The following is a 14,212-nucleotide window of genomic DNA, read 5'->3' as shown; positions in this document are numbered from 1 at the left end:
GTGACTCCAGTCAACGCCGAAGCTCGGACCGTGTCAACGTGTATGGTCGAGGGACCGGGACCGCCACAGGCCCCCACATCAGAGGGGTCCACCATGGCCGACAAGTCTCCGCGTCAGAGCATGACCAAGAAATCCGGTAAGTCCCTCAAGGAGAAACGCGCCATCAAACGCGCCGGCCAGGCCGACGAACCCAAGAAGCTCTAACGCACGGCCCCGTTCAGCACGGGCTCGGCCACCATCCCCTTCTCCACACCCCACATGGTGGCGATCGTCTTGTACTCGCCGGTGGAGATCAGGTGTGCCAACGCCTGCATCAGCGACTGCGCCAACGGTGAGCCTTTGGCCACCGGCCAGCCGTAGGGCGCCGCATCGAACACGTCGCCGGCGGGAACGAGAGCGCCGCCGCTGAGCTTGATGGCGAAACCCGTTACCGGCGAATCCGCCGACATGGCAACGACATCACCGGCGATCAGGGCCGCCGTCACGTCGTCCTGCCGGTTGTAGACCACCTTCTCGATCGGGGCCAGGCCGGCCGCGACGCATTGGTCACTCTTGGCCGGAATCTCGACGGTCTCCTGAATCACACTGGCCGCCACACCGATTCGCAACCCGCATGCCGAATCCGGGCGGACCGTCGCACCGGCGCGCTGAGCCCACAAGGTGCCCGCCTCGAAATAGGTCACGAAGTCGACCAGCCGCTGGCGCTCGCGCGTGTCGGTGACCGAGGACATCCCGACGTCGAACGCGCCGCTTTGAACGGAAGGGATGATCTGGTCGAATTCGGTCTCGCGATACTCGGGTGTCAGCCCGAGGGTGCGCGCCACCGCGTTCATCAGGTCGACGTCGAAGCCGACGATCTCACCGGCCGAATTCTTGAACTCGTTGGGCGCGTAAGGCACGTTCACCCCGATCACCAGTTTGCCGGCGTCGCGGATGTCGGCGGGCACCGTCGCGGCGATCGCGGCGACCGATCCGGGCGGCCCGTCGGGGGCCACCACCTTGTCCGGGTCCCACCATTTCCACGCGGCTACGGCGCTGGCTCCCACCAACACCAGCACCCCGGCCGCCAACAACGCACGCTGCGGCACCCGGCGACCGGCACCGCGCTGCACCGAATGCCGCCCCGAACCGGTCACCCGCGCCGGGGTGTGCACCGCCCGCCGGGCGGCGGCCGCCAACTCGGCGCCGGTCTGGTAGCGCTTACCCGGCTTCTTCGCCATGCCTTTGGCGATCACCTCGTCGAAGGGCTGCAGCCGGGGATCGACCGCCGACGGTTTCGGCGGCGGGGCGACCATGTGCCCGGCGATCTGCTGCTCCAGACTGTCGGCGGGATACGGCCGCGTCCCGGTGAGACATTCGTAGAGCACGCACGTCAGCGCGTAGATGTCGGCCCGCGGGTCGGCCTGGCCACCGTCGAACCGTTCGGGAGCCATGTAGGCCAGCGTGCCCAGCGTGCTGCCCGCCGTCGTCATTCCGACCTCACCGGCCACCCGGGCCAGGCCGAAGTCGATCAGATACGCGAAGTCCTGCTTGGTGATGAGGATGTTGGACGGTTTGACATCGCGGTGGATCAGGTCCTGTCTGTGCGCGGCGTCCAACGCCGAGGCCACCTGCTCGATCACCGTGACCGCGAACTCGGGCTCCAGCGGTTTGTCGGCGTCGGCCAGGATGGCGCCGAGGGTGCGCCCCTCGATCAGCCGCATGTCCAGGTAGAGCCGCCCGTCGATCTCACCGAAGCCGTGGATCGGCACCACGTGCGGATCGTTCACACCCGCCGCGGCCTGCGATTCCTGCCGGAACCGGGCCTGGAAGGTGGCGTCCAGCGCAAGGTTGGGTGGCAACACCTTGAGCGCGACGACCCGTTTGGTCCGGGTGTCGTAGGCCTGGTAGACCTCGCCCATCCCGCCGCGACCGATCAACTCCCGAAGCTGATAATGCCCGAAAGGTGTCGCGTCCACCGTGTTCCCTCTCGGCGCTGGCCCCTGTGTCGCGTTCTTGGCTGAGTCTCAGTGTCGATCGAAGCTACATCACAGTGGCAAAATTGTCGTCACGTGTCAGCCGGAAATCAGCTGCATCTCACGTGGCGCCGGTACCCGTGCTTGGCATGACGAGCGGTTACGTTGTCCACGTGCGTGTCGACGGCCGGGACATCAGTGTCACCGGGAGCCTGCTGCAACCGTTGACCAGGCGCACCAACGACATCCTGCGGCTGATGCTCGCCGCGTTGTTCCTGGCCACCGTCATCACCAGCTCACTGATCACCCGCAACGACTGGGTGGCCCTGGAGCGGTCGGTGTCGGAGATCATCGGCGTGCTCACGCCGACCCAGTCCAACCTGGTCTACCTGGCCTACGGCGTGGCGATCCTGGCGCTGCCGTTCGTCATCCTGGTCAGCCTGGTGTTGTCCCGGCAGATGAAACTGCTGGGTGCCTACGCCGCGGCGGGCCTGCTGGCGGTGTTGTCGCTGTCCATCTCCGGTAACGGCATCGCCGCTCCGCAGTGGCATTTCGACCTGTCCGACCGGCTGGACACCCAGCTGTCCCAGTTCCTCGACGATCCCCGCTGGATCGCGCTGCTGGCCGCGGTGCTCACGGTGTCGGGGCCGTGGCTGTCGCGGCGCCTGCGGCGGTGGTGGTGGACGCTGCTGCTGGCATTCGTGCCGATTCATCTGGTGGTCAGCGCCGTGGTGCCGGCCCGCTCGCTGCTCGGGCTGGCGGTCGGCTGGTTCGTCGGCGCACTGGTGGTCTGGGTGGTCGGGACACCGGCCCTGGAAGTCCCGCTGGACGGTGCGATCCGGGCGCTGGACCGGCGCGGGTTCGTGGCGACGTCCCTGGCCGTCATCCACCCGCCCGGCCCGGGACCGCTGGTGCTGGCGGCCACCAGCTCCGACGCCACCGCGGTGGCCGAGCTGTACGGGCCGAACCAGCGCAGCGGTGGTGCCCTGCGTCAGCTGTGGATCAAGTTCCGGCTGCGCGACGACGAGACCGCTCCCCTGCAGACGTCGATGCGGCGCGCCGTCGAGCACCGGGCGCTGATGGCGATCGCCATCGGCGACCTGGGCTTGGCGAACACGTCCACGGTCGCAATGGCCGCCCTGGATCGCGGCTGGACGCTGTACGCCCGCAAACCCGCGCGCGGTGCCGCCCTGACGGCCGATGTCGCGACCGCCGGTGAGGTCTGGACGGCCCTGAGCGCACTGCACCAACACGGCATCTCGCACGGTGATCTGCGGGCCAAGGAGATCACCGTCGACGACGGCGCGGTGCGCTTCGGCGGCTTCGCCTATGCCGAATACGGCGCCACCGAACAGCAGCTGCAGTCCGATATCGCGCATCTCCTGGTGACCACCACGGCGCTGTACGGCGCCTCGACCGCCGTCGCCGCCGCGATCGACGCCTTCGGCCGGGACACCGTGCTGACCGCGTCGCGCAGGCTCACCAAATCGGCGGTACCCAAGCGGATCCGCGAGCACGTGCCGGATGCCTCGGACGTGATCAAGGCGGCCCGCGAGCAGGTGCAGGACCAGACCGGCGCCGGCCAGATCCGGCCCGAGACCATCACCCGCTTCACTCGCGTCCAGGTCATCCAGCTGGTGCTGCTGGTCGCGCTGGTCTACGTCGCCTATCCGTTCATCAGCACGGTGCCGACCTTCTTCTCCGAGTTGGGCTCGGCCAATTGGTGGTGGGCGCTGCTGGGGCTGATGGTGTCGGCGCTGACCTACGTCGGTGCCGCCGCGGCGCTGTGGGCCTGCGCCGACGGACTGGTGAGCTTCCGCAACCTGTCGATCATGCAGGTGGCCAACACCTTCGCGGCCACCACCACCCCGGCCGGCGTCGGCGGCCTCGCTCTGTCCGCCCGCTTCCTGCAGAAGGCCGGGCTCACCCCGCTGCGCGCCACGGCGGCGGTGGCGCTGCAGCAGACCGTGCAGGTGATCGTGCACGTACTGCTGCTGATCCTGTTCACCACCATCGCCGGCGCGTCGGCGAACCTGTCGCATTTCGTCCCGAGCGCGACGGTGCTGTATCTGGCCGCCGGCGTGGCCCTCGGGCTGATCGGGATGTTCCTGGCGGTGCCCAAGCTGCGGCGTTGGCTGGCGTCGTCGCTGCGACCGAAACTCAAGGAGGTCACCGGCGACCTGATCGAGTTGTCCCGGGAGCCCAAACGGTTGGGCCTCATCGTGCTGGGCGCGGCCGGGACCACGCTCGGCGCCGCCCTGGCGCTGTGGGCGAGCGTCGAGGCCTTCGGCGGTGACACGTCGTTCGTCACCGTCACGGTGGTCACCATGGTCGGCGGGACACTCGCGTCGGCCGCTCCCACACCGGGCGGTGTCGGAGCGGTGGAGGCCGCGCTGATCGGTGGTCTGGCCGCCTTCGGGGTCCCCGCGGCGATCGGGGTGCCGTCGGTGCTGCTGTATCGGGTCCTGACGTGCTGGCTGCCCGTGTTCGTCGGCTGGCCGGTGATGCGGTGGCTGACCCGTAACGACATGATCTGACGCGGCGCCCGTATGGTGGTCGGCATGGCGATCGGCACCAAGCTTGCATCGACGGCCGCCGTCGCGGCCACCGCGGTGATCGGCGGTCTGGCCAGCCGGCCGGCCCAGTCGTCCTGGTACGAAAATCTGCGCAAGCCGCGGTATCAGCCTCCGCGCCAAGCCTTTCCGATCGTCTGGCCGATCCTCTACACCGATATCGCCGTGACTTCGGCTACGGCGCTGGACGCGCTGGCGGCCCGCGGCGAGACCACCCAGCGCAGGGCCTACCTGGCCGCGCTCGTCGGCAACCTCGCCCTCAACGCCGGCTGGTCGTGGATCTTCTTCAGCCGGCGCAAGCTGGGCACCGCGGCACTGGCGGCGGGAGCGCTGACCGTCAGCAGTGCCGACCTCACCCGGCGCGCCACCCGGGTGAACGGGGCCAAGGCGGCGCCGCTGGGGCTCTACCCGTTGTGGTGCGCGTTCGCGACCGTGTTGTCGACGCACATCTGGGTGCTCAACCGGCGCCGCTGACCCTCAGCGCGGTTTCGTCGGCCTGCGCTGGATGCGCAGCGTCTGGGTCGGGGCGTCCAGCGCGGTGGTCTCCGGCGCTTCCAGCACCGTCGTCCGGTCATCCTGACGCCGCACGATTCTCGGCATGGTGGCCTGCTGGGGTTGCACGACGGTGGGCGGCTCGACGACCGGATCGGGCGGTGGTGGGGTGCGCCGCCGGATCACCAACCCCGCCAACGGGCCGGTGAACAGGACGACGACCAGCATGATCAGGCTCAGCACGACGATGGTCACATCGAAGGTGCTGGTGATCTGCTGAGCCAGGTTGTTGCCGTAGACGGCCTCGGGCGCCGGGGTGGCATACCGCGGCGCCAGCGCCACCCCGATCGCCACATTGGCGATGCTGAAGACGAACAACACGCCGCTGAACGCGGCCGCCACCACCGCACTGCCGAGGTTGCGGTGCAGCCACAGCGCGATGACGGCGGTGACCAGGTTGAACGCCGTCATCGCAACGCTGTCGTACAGCGCTCGGGGCAGCTGCAAGGACAGCGCGACCAGATAGTCGACCACGCGCAGGGCGGCGGACGCGAACGCCCAGAACGCGATGAGCGTCAGGCATTTCTGTGCGGCACCGCGGTAGGCACCGATGGTCGGCGGCTTGATCAGGAAGACGGCGTACAACGTTGTCGGCGCGACGATTCCGGCCACCGCGGCCCAGGCGAGGTAGCCCTCGTAGCCGATGGCCGCGGTCGAGGTGTTCTCGGCGATGCCGTGGAACGCATCGATATCGCGGCCGATACCGCTGATCCAGGTCAGCGTGGCGGCGATAGCGCCCGCCGCGCCGAGCGCCGTCGTCGCCAGACGCGCCGCCGCGGTCCGCTCCGTCAACCAGCGTGAGGCTATGACCACGGCGATCAACGCCTCGACGCCGTACAGCAGGGTGGTGACGACAACGGCGATGTCATGCCCTCCGAAGGCACCTTCGGTGACGAACAGGTACCGCAACCGCCAATACAGGTTGAAAGCCACCGACAGCGTCGCCAACGCGATCGACACGAAACCGATGACCCGCGCGGTCGCATACCAACGCCGAAAACCGTTGTCCTCGATGGTGATCGACGTGATCGGCGGTTGGGCGGCCAACAGCGCCCCGGCCACCCCGAGCAGCATGCCCGGCCCGATGCCGGGCGGCACCGCTCCGGTGCCGCCGTGCTGCACCGTCTGCGCCAGGTGGTAGCCGACGAAGACGACGACCATCAGCAGGTAAGGGGCACACAACAGCATCCGCACCCGCGCGGCGCGCCGGATATCGCCGAGCGGGCCGACATGCGGCACCGCGGCGGCGCCGATGGCCGACACCGTCGCGACGATCAGGACGACGAACAACGATCCGCCGCTGCCGGGGATGCCGAGCCCGAAACGCAGATTCCACGGCAGCAGCAGCGCCAGGATCAGCAGTGCGACGGCGACACCGTCGCGCACCCGGTTGGTGCGGCGGGGAACGTAGCCGGTGCGATCGCTCACCCGCCCGATCCTTCCACGCGTGCGGTGGGCAGGGTATCGACTTCTGCTCGGCACCCCGTGCTGTGCGGTAGCTTGGAACGGTCGAAGCGTCGGGGGTGGCAGAGCACGCGTGAGGCAAGGAGTAAAACCGTGGACGTAGTCCTCGGGGTCGCGGTCACCGGTCAGGTCGCGCGGCTGGCGATGATCGATTCCCCCGGCACCCAGGTGCTCGACCAGTACGCATTCGATCTGGCCGACGACGCGCTGGGCGAGCTCGCCGAGACCATCATCGGCACCCATCGCGAGATCGCCGCCTCGGGTAACCGGCTGGCCGCCATACGGCTGTGCCTGCCGGACGCTGCCGAGGCCGAGACGCTGCGTCAGACCGTGGTCGACGCCGGGGTGCCGAATGTCGACGTGGTCACCGAGGCCGAGGCGGCCGCTTCGCTGGCCCGCAGCCAGGGCATCGACGCGTCGCTGTTGCTGGCCGGCGACGACACGGTGTCGTTGACGGTCGTCGGCGACCATCCGGCGCTGGCGTCCACACTGGCGTCGGTGCCGATCGGCTCGGCGGGGGCGGCCGTCGCCTGCGCGACGGTGCTGCAGCAGGCACCACCGGAGATCAGGGTGATGCTGACGGGCCAACGCCTGGACCTGGATTCCATTGCCGCAGAGCTTCGTTCGACGACGCCCGTGGAGATACCGGCCGACGCCGGTTACGCGATCGCCCGCGGCGCCGCGCACACCGCCGACGGTTCGGGTGCCGCACCGGCCGGCGCGGCCACCCAATTGGCCCCGGTGGTGGATGCCACCGCTGCCGCGCCGGTGCTCGATGCGACACAGGCCGCCCCCGCCGTGGACGCCACGCAGGCCGCACCGGTCAACGCGGCGAACACCGAGCTGGCTCCGCAGCTGGCGTATTCGCAGGCATCCGACGACGAACCGTGGTCGGGCTACGACGAGATGTCCGAGGCTGCCATCGCCGAATTCGTGCCCGAGCAGGAGGAGGCGGCCTATGCGGGCTCCGATTTCACCGAGGCGATCCCGGCGCCGCCGCCACGGCTGATCCTGATGGGGAGCGCGGTGGGGTTCCTGGTGGCCAGCTTCGCGACGTTGGCCGTCACGGTCGCCGTGAACATCCGGCCGGCGGCGGTGGTCAGCGCGCAACCCGCGCCCGTGCAGTCCGACACCGTTCCCGGCCGGTATCTGCCGCCCGTCCCGCACGAGCCCGACCCGGTCGCGTTGCCGGTCGCCGTGCTCACCCCGCCACCGGCGGCACCCGCCGCCCCGGCGCGCTCCCGCAGTGTCAGCCCGCCGGCGGCAACACCGATACCGCAGGCGCCCGCGCCGGTGGAGGCTCCGCCGGCCGCACCACCCCCGCCCGCCGGGGCACCGGCGGTCCCGATTCCCTTTCCGCCGGTCATCGTGTTGCCACCGCTGACGCCGTGGACACCGCCGACGGTGACCGTCTCCACCACCCCGACCACTCCAACCACGAGCACTCCGACCACCACCACATCGGCCCCGACGACCACGACGTCGGTGCCCACCACGTCGGTGCCCACCACGACGAGCGCGCCGCCGACGACGTCCAGTCAGCCGCCGACATCGTCCGCCGAACCGCCCACCCAGCCGGTCACCCCGGTCCAGCCGGTCACCCCGGTCCAGCCGGTCACCCCGGTCCAGCCGGTCACCCCGGTGCAACCGGTGACTCCGGTCGCGCCGGTCGAACAACCGCCGGTTGTCGAGGCGCCGCCGGTGACCAAGGCGCCGTCGGCCGAATCGCCCTCCGGCGGGTCGTCGCACAGCGATTCCGGTGGCAGCGGACATTCCGAACAAGCGCCGGTGACGACGGTGCTGGAGAGCCCGTAGCAAACGTCGCAGGAAGCGTGGTCCATCCCGTCCGGCGCAACTTTCCGCAGGTGAGATACATCACTTGACAAGTGTGGAATCGCAGCTCAGGCATCCCGACTTATAGCAGGCAGTTGCCACCTCTACGCAGAAGCGATGGCGAAGCTGACCCAAGGACGGGGACCACCTCATGAGCACATCTCTTCCAGCCCGCATCGCGAAATCGACGGCATTCACCACCTTGGCCCTGGCCGCCATCGTGGTGGGTCTGTTCGCCGGCCCCGCCGCCACCGCGAGCGCCGCCGACGACTCCTGCGCCGCCGTAGAGGTGGTCTTCGCTCGTGGCACCTTCGAGGGGCCGGGCGTCGGCGCGACCGGCCAGGCCTTCGTCGATGCCCTGAACGCCCGGCTGCCGGGCAAGACGGTCGACGTGTACGGGGTGAACTACCCGGCATCGCTGGACTTCGGGCGCGCGGTCGACGGTGTCGCCGACGCCGCCAACCGGATCCAGACGATCGCGGCCCAGTGCCCGTCGACCAAGATCGTGTTGGGCGGCTACTCACAGGGTGCGGCCGTCGCCGGGTACACCACCAGCAGCACGGTGCCCGCCGGGGTGGAGCTGCCCGCCGGGTTGTCCGGCCCGATGCCGGCCTCGGTGGCCTCACACGTCGCGGCGGTGGCGCTGTTCGGCACCCCGGACAGCTGGTTCCTGGGCCTGGCCGACCGCTCCGCTCCCCCGATCACCGTCGGTGACCTGTACGCCGGCAAGACGATCCAGCTGTGCGCCACCGGCGACCCGGTCTGCTACCCCGGCGGCTTGGACCGCTCCGCGCACAGCTCGTACAAGGTCAACGGGATGGCCGATCAGGCAGCCGATTTCGTGGTCGGCCGGCTGGGTCTTCCCGCCGCCCCGGCCGCGACGGTGGTGCAGGCTGCCGCCGAGGTCGAGCCCGGCAACTGAACCACGACGAACCGGCGGCCGGAAGCCAGTCCTGCGGGATGGCTTCCGGCCGTTGTTATTTCGCTGACTGATCGCCGGTGCCGGTCGCACCGGCGTTGTCGGCGCTCTTGTCACCGTCGCCGGCTGCCGAGCCCGCCGTGTCGGATGCGGGCGGCGACGCCACCGGATGCGCGGTGGTGGATACATCCTTGGGCGCATCGCCCGTTGGCTTCCGTGTCGTCGCGGACTTCCGCGGGGGCACCGGCGGCTTGGTGGCCTCATCGACGTCGGCGGTCGTCGACCCCGCAGCCGGCGGCGATGCTGTCGTGACGGTGCTGGACGGGTCGGGTTCGGGAGCCCCACCCTCGGGTGCCGTGGTGTCGACCGGCGTCTCGTCGACCGGCTTCGACTCCGGCTGATCCGCCGTGACGGAATCGGCGGCGACGCCGGCGGCCGCGAGATGTAAGGCGCTCGTTTGCGCGGTGGCCAACCGTGCGGTCGGGGCGGGGGTCCCGTTCAGTTCGCGGTCCCTGGCCTCCATGGCGTCGATGATCTCCGACGTCGTCGTGGGGGCCGTGGTGACGGGCGGTTCGCTCGGCTGCGGGTCCGGGGGATCGATTCCGGCAAGGCGCTGGCCCGCCCGGGCGAACCCCGCGGCGATCGCGCTCAGGTACTGGATCGTCTTCTCCGGGGTGGGCAGAAAGCCCACCTTTCCGCTCTCGTACATCCCGGTGCTCTCGACGATCGGCTGCATGATGTCCTGCAGCGCCTGGATGATCCTGGTCGGAACCCCGAGCAGTTTGAGCGGCATGAGCAGCGGCATCACCGGGCTGTTGACCCGGACGGTGACGACGTTGCCCTCGACGGTGGTGACATTCTGTGGATCGTCGAAGTCGAAGCTGTCCAGCCGCGAATGCTCGAACAGGAATCCGGCCGCGATCTGCAACCAGCTGACCGGATTCCACAGGTACTTGGGGAAATAGGCGATCGGATCGTATTCGCGGTTGACCCGCAGGTATGTTCCGTCGGGCAGGGGGACGGCTCCGCCGGGGATGTCGGATCCGAACGTGGAATTCTGCGAGCGGTACCGGTCGAAGAGTCCGGTGCCCGGGGTGTTCGAATCGCCGTAGAACACCGCGAAAACACTCGCCATGTCGTAACCGGTGGCGGCCAGGCGGTTCAGCGCCTCGGCGGCGACCCGCCCGCCGAACGAGCCGGTGTCGATTCCGCTGACCGTGGTCGAAGGGTCCCGGGCCAGGAGCAACTCGGTGAGCCAGCTGGCGCCGGAGTCCAGCGACGCCGCGGTGACGTCACCCGGATAGCGCGTCCGATCGGTGAGCAGGGTGACGTCTTGAATGCGTTGCCAGACGCCGCCATCCTGCTCGGCCAGCGCCCCGGGCGGAAAGCTGACCCCGGCGCCGGGCACGGCGAACAGGGCCAGCGCGGCCAGGTCCACAGCCTCGGCCGAGACCGTTCGGTGTGGCTGATGAACCGCATGCGGCATCTGCTGGATCACCGGCTGATCGACCACCGCGGTCACCAGTAGTGCGGCGGTCGCGGGGACAACCAGAATCCCGATCGCGCGGTTGTTCTTCCTGACCCGGTGACGTGCCGTCACGGCGCCTCCTTCTGAGGATCTCACGGAACCGGACGACCGGTGAGACCGGCGTCCTCCATTTTTCGGCGACCCTACGACATCACGGACGCTGCCGCATAGTAATGTTTGCCATCGAAAGGTGTTCGGCCACAACGGTTGTCGACCATCGGGCGAGCGCAGTACCGTCGGCAAACCCACCGTTGCGGCGCGGCGCGACACCGCCGCACCCGCACTGGCGCCGAATCAGGACGATCCACCCCGGGCGAGGCTCGATCACACCGCTTCTGCAGCTAACATCGGCGCACGGCCCATCGGGCAGCAAATCCGATACACCTGCTGGGAACACCGATCGCAACGCCGACATGCTCTGCACCACAAGGGCTCTCGCCGCCACGGCAACCGGACGGCGGCGCATGCAAACCCCGCACGTCGCAGGCTCCACCAACGGGCCGACCCGCACCGGTTATCCCTCCCGCCGCGACAGCCCCTGCTCAACACCCCGGCGGACCCATCTCTGGCAAATCGTGCGCTTCTTCAGATTGATACGCTACTCGTTTTTATCTGCGCTTAGCTGGATGTTTCAGCTAATACTCAAAGCACGGGTGTCAACATCGAAACGGGCAGCGTGAGCGCAATCCCGGTCGCGGTGCGCAACCAAAGGCATCGTCAAAAATGGCGCGCATCAACAACTCTCCCATCCCGACTCGGCAGGCACGGGTCAAACCCACACGTAACCTCGTTGGCGCGCAACCGGAGGGCGCCCGGGCTCCGCCGAACACCGACCCGTCGCCACCGGCTACCCCAGGTGCCACGCCCCGGCAGGGAGCGGATCGCCCACAACGCGCCGACCGCGCCCGGTCGGACGGGCGGGCACCCACCTGGCCTGGCAAATCCACAGGGGCGCGCGGCGCGCCTGGCGTCGCGACGGGCGGCCCATCTACGTACGCAATACGTAGGCTGCGCCGCTTGGGTATATGGTGGATACGTGTACCCCCGAGGGGTATCCAGGAAAGGAGTCTCACATGGTCACCAGCGAGTACCAGATCACCGGAATGTCATGTGGCCACTGCGAAGCATCCGTGCGTACCGAGATCGGTCGGATCGCCGGTGTGCAGAATGTCGACATCAGCGCCAAGACGGGCAAGCTGAGCGTGTCCGCCCAAGACCCGATCGACGACGCGGAGATCTTGGCGGCGGTCGACGAGGCCGGCTATTCGGCGGTACGGGTGCCATGAGCACGCCGACCGAGGAGTGAGCATGGCTCATCCCCACGGTGGCCACCACGCCGTCGACACCGACCACGCCCCGCCATCCGCATCCGGTGCCCATGCCGGCCACGGCGGTCATGCCGGCCACGGCGATCACGTCGCACAGTTCCGAAAGCTGTTCTGGATCAACCTGGCCATCGCGATTCCCGTCGCGGCGTTCTCCACGATGTTCGCGATGCTCATCGGCTATCAGGTGCCGGACTTCCCCGGCGCCCGCTGGGTCGCCCCGGTGCTGGGCACGGTCATGTATGTCGTCGGCGGACGCCCCTTCCTGGCCGGAGCGATCAGCGAAATTCGTTCCCGCGCACCGGGGATGATGCTGCTCATCGGGCTGGCGATCACGGTCGCCTTCCTGGCGTCGTGGGGTGCCAGTCTCGGACTGTTGCACCATGAACTGGAGTTCTGGTGGGAACTGGCGCTGCTCATCGCGATCATGTTGCTCGGGCACTGGATCGAAATGCGCTCGCTCGCCCAGACGACGTCAGCGCTGGATTCCTTGGCCGCCCTGCTGCCCGATGAGGCCGAGAAGATCGACGGCGACCGGGCGGTCACCGTGGCCGTATCCGAGCTGCGGGTGGGCGAGGTCGTCATCGTCCGTCCCGGTGGCAGCGTGCCCGCCGACGGCGTGATCGTCGACGGCCGTGCCGATATGGACGAGTCGATGGTGACCGGCGAGTCACGGCCGATAGCCAAGGAAACCGGCGACAAGGTGACCGCAGGAACGGTCGCGACCGATTCCGGATTGCGGGTCCAGATATCGGCGACCGGCGACGACACCACGCTTGCCGGTATCCAGCGGCTGGTGGCCGAGGCCCAGAATTCCTCGTCACGCGCCCAGCGCCTGGCCGATCGCGCGGCGGGCTGGTTGTTCTGGTTCGCCCTGGCTGCCGCCGCCGTCACGGCCGTGGTGTGGACGCTGGCCGGGCATTCCGATGCCGCGGTCGTGCGGGCCATCACCGTGCTGGTGATCGCGTGCCCGCATGCCTTGGGTCTGGCCATCCCGCTGGTGGTCTCGATCGCGACCGAGCGGGCCGCACGCGGTGGAGTGCTGATCAAGGATCGACTCGCGCTGGAGAGCATGCGCACCGTCGACACCGTGCTCTTCGACAAGACCGGCACGCTGACCAAGGGCGAGCCCACCGTGACGGCGATCGAGCCCGTCGGCGACCTCGATGGCGATTCGGTGCTCGCGGCGGCCGCCGCCGCCGAATCGGACAGCGAACACCCGCTGGCGCGCGCCATCGTGCGCGCCGCGCAGGAACGCGGTCTGAAAGTGCCCCGCCCAAGCGGTTTCACGTCCTCACCCGCGGTCGGTGTCACCGCAACCGTGGACGGCCACGAAGTGCGGGTGGGCGGCCCACGACTCCTCGCAGAGGTCGGGGCCGACGAAGTCGGCGCCGCCGCGGCATGGCGCAGCGAGGGCGCAATCATCCTGCACGTCGTGCGCGACGGCGGTGTCATCGGCGGCGTCCGGTTGGCCGACGAGGTTCGGCCCGAGTCACGCCAAACCGTCGAGGCCCTGCACAAGGTGGGCGTCGAGGTCGTGATGATCACCGGGGACGCCGAGGCGGTCGCCCACGCGGTCGCAACGGAACTGCGGATCGACCGGGTGTTCGCCGGTGTGCGACCCGAGGACAAGGCGGCGAAGGTATCCGGTCTGCAGCACGAGGGCAAGAAGGTGGCCATGGTGGGTGACGGCGTCAACGACGCCCCGGCATTGGCGCAAGCCGACGTCGGCATCGCGATCGGTGCCGGTACGGACGTCGCGATCGCATCGGCCGGGGTCATCCTGGCCAGCTCGGACCCGCGATCGGTGCTGTCGGTGATCGAGCTCTCCCAGGCCAGCTATCGGAAGATGAAGCAAAATCTGTGGTGGGGCGCCGGCTACAACCTGATCTCGGTGCCCCTGGCCGCCGGCGTCCTGGCACCGATCGGATTCGTGCTACCCATGTCGGTCGGGGCCATACTGATGTCGTTGTCCACGGTGGTGGTCGCGCTCAACGCCCAGTTGTTGCGCCGCATCGACCTGACCCCCGAGGCAAGCACCCGGGCGATCCTCGACCGTTGAA

Annotated in this window: 9 protein-coding genes; 6 read left to right on the top strand and 3 right to left on the bottom strand. The window is 69.0% G+C overall.

Going from position 1 to position 14,212, the window contains the following annotated elements; genetic code table 11:
* Positions 1–200 precede the first annotated feature (200 nt).
* The gene (stpK7, locus tag AWB94_RS23850; protein ID WP_062658139.1) at positions 201–1,958 is read right to left on the bottom strand and encodes a serine/threonine protein kinase StpK7; all 1,758 of its coding nucleotides are present in this window, start codon (positions 1,956–1,958) and stop codon (positions 201–203) included.
* 170 nt (positions 1,959–2,128) lie between these two features.
* Between stpK7 and AWB94_RS23845 the strand changes: the two genes are divergently transcribed.
* Positions 2,129–4,492, top strand: coding sequence for a lysylphosphatidylglycerol synthase transmembrane domain-containing protein (locus tag AWB94_RS23845; protein WP_062658164.1), 2,364 nt, complete (start codon positions 2,129–2,131; stop codon positions 4,490–4,492).
* 24 nt (positions 4,493–4,516) lie between these two features.
* The gene (locus AWB94_RS23840; RefSeq protein ID WP_062658165.1) at positions 4,517–5,002 is read left to right on the top strand and encodes a TspO/MBR family protein; all 486 of its coding nucleotides are present in this window, start codon (positions 4,517–4,519) and stop codon (positions 5,000–5,002) included.
* A 3-nt stretch (positions 5,003–5,005) separates the two neighbouring features.
* Here the strand turns inward: AWB94_RS23840 and AWB94_RS23835 are convergent, their stop codons facing one another.
* The gene (locus AWB94_RS23835; RefSeq protein ID WP_234811862.1) at positions 5,006–6,508 is read right to left on the bottom strand and encodes a DUF7937 domain-containing protein; all 1,503 of its coding nucleotides are present in this window, start codon (positions 6,506–6,508) and stop codon (positions 5,006–5,008) included.
* 129 nt (positions 6,509–6,637) lie between these two features.
* Between AWB94_RS23835 and AWB94_RS23830 the strand changes: the two genes are divergently transcribed.
* Positions 6,638–8,359 carry a DUF7159 family protein gene (locus tag AWB94_RS23830; RefSeq protein ID WP_085122514.1) on the top strand — a complete coding sequence of 574 codons (1,722 nt, stop codon included), beginning with the start codon at positions 6,638–6,640 and terminating at the stop codon, positions 8,357–8,359.
* 169 nt (positions 8,360–8,528) lie between these two features.
* Positions 8,529–9,299, top strand: a complete 771-nt coding sequence (locus AWB94_RS23825; protein WP_062658142.1) for a cutinase family protein — start codon at positions 8,529–8,531, stop codon at positions 9,297–9,299.
* Between the two features lie 55 nt (positions 9,300–9,354).
* Here the strand turns inward: AWB94_RS23825 and AWB94_RS23820 are convergent, their stop codons facing one another.
* The gene (locus AWB94_RS23820; RefSeq protein ID WP_062658143.1) at positions 9,355–10,896 is read right to left on the bottom strand and encodes a PE-PPE domain-containing protein; all 1,542 of its coding nucleotides are present in this window, start codon (positions 10,894–10,896) and stop codon (positions 9,355–9,357) included.
* A 1,001-nt stretch (positions 10,897–11,897) separates the two neighbouring features.
* Between AWB94_RS23820 and AWB94_RS23815 the strand changes: the two genes are divergently transcribed.
* Positions 11,898–12,110, top strand: a complete 213-nt coding sequence (locus AWB94_RS23815) for a heavy-metal-associated domain-containing protein (protein WP_062658144.1) — start codon at positions 11,898–11,900, stop codon at positions 12,108–12,110.
* Between the two features lie 22 nt (positions 12,111–12,132).
* Complete coding sequence (locus AWB94_RS23810) at positions 12,133–14,211, top strand: heavy metal translocating P-type ATPase (RefSeq protein WP_062658166.1); 2,079 nt, start codon at positions 12,133–12,135, stop codon at positions 14,209–14,211.
* Position 14,212: the final 1 nt, after the last annotated feature.

The sequence above is a fragment of the Mycolicibacterium canariasense genome (assembly GCF_002101555.1).
GTDB lineage: Bacteria > Actinomycetota > Actinomycetes > Mycobacteriales > Mycobacteriaceae > Mycobacterium > Mycobacterium canariasense.
This window is presented reverse-complemented; position numbering and strand designations above follow the sequence as displayed.

Coding starts and splice junctions, on each gene's coding strand:
- AWB94_RS23840 (WP_062658165.1), top strand. CDS start 4,517: ATGGCGATCGGCACCAAGCTTGCATCGACGGCCGCCGTCGCGGCCACC.
- AWB94_RS23825 (WP_062658142.1), top strand. CDS start 8,529: ATGAGCACATCTCTTCCAGCCCGCATCGCGAAATCGACGGCATTCACC.
- AWB94_RS23815 (WP_062658144.1), top strand. CDS start 11,898: ATGGTCACCAGCGAGTACCAGATCACCGGAATGTCATGTGGCCACTGC.
- AWB94_RS23810 (WP_062658166.1), top strand. CDS start 12,133: ATGGCTCATCCCCACGGTGGCCACCACGCCGTCGACACCGACCACGCC.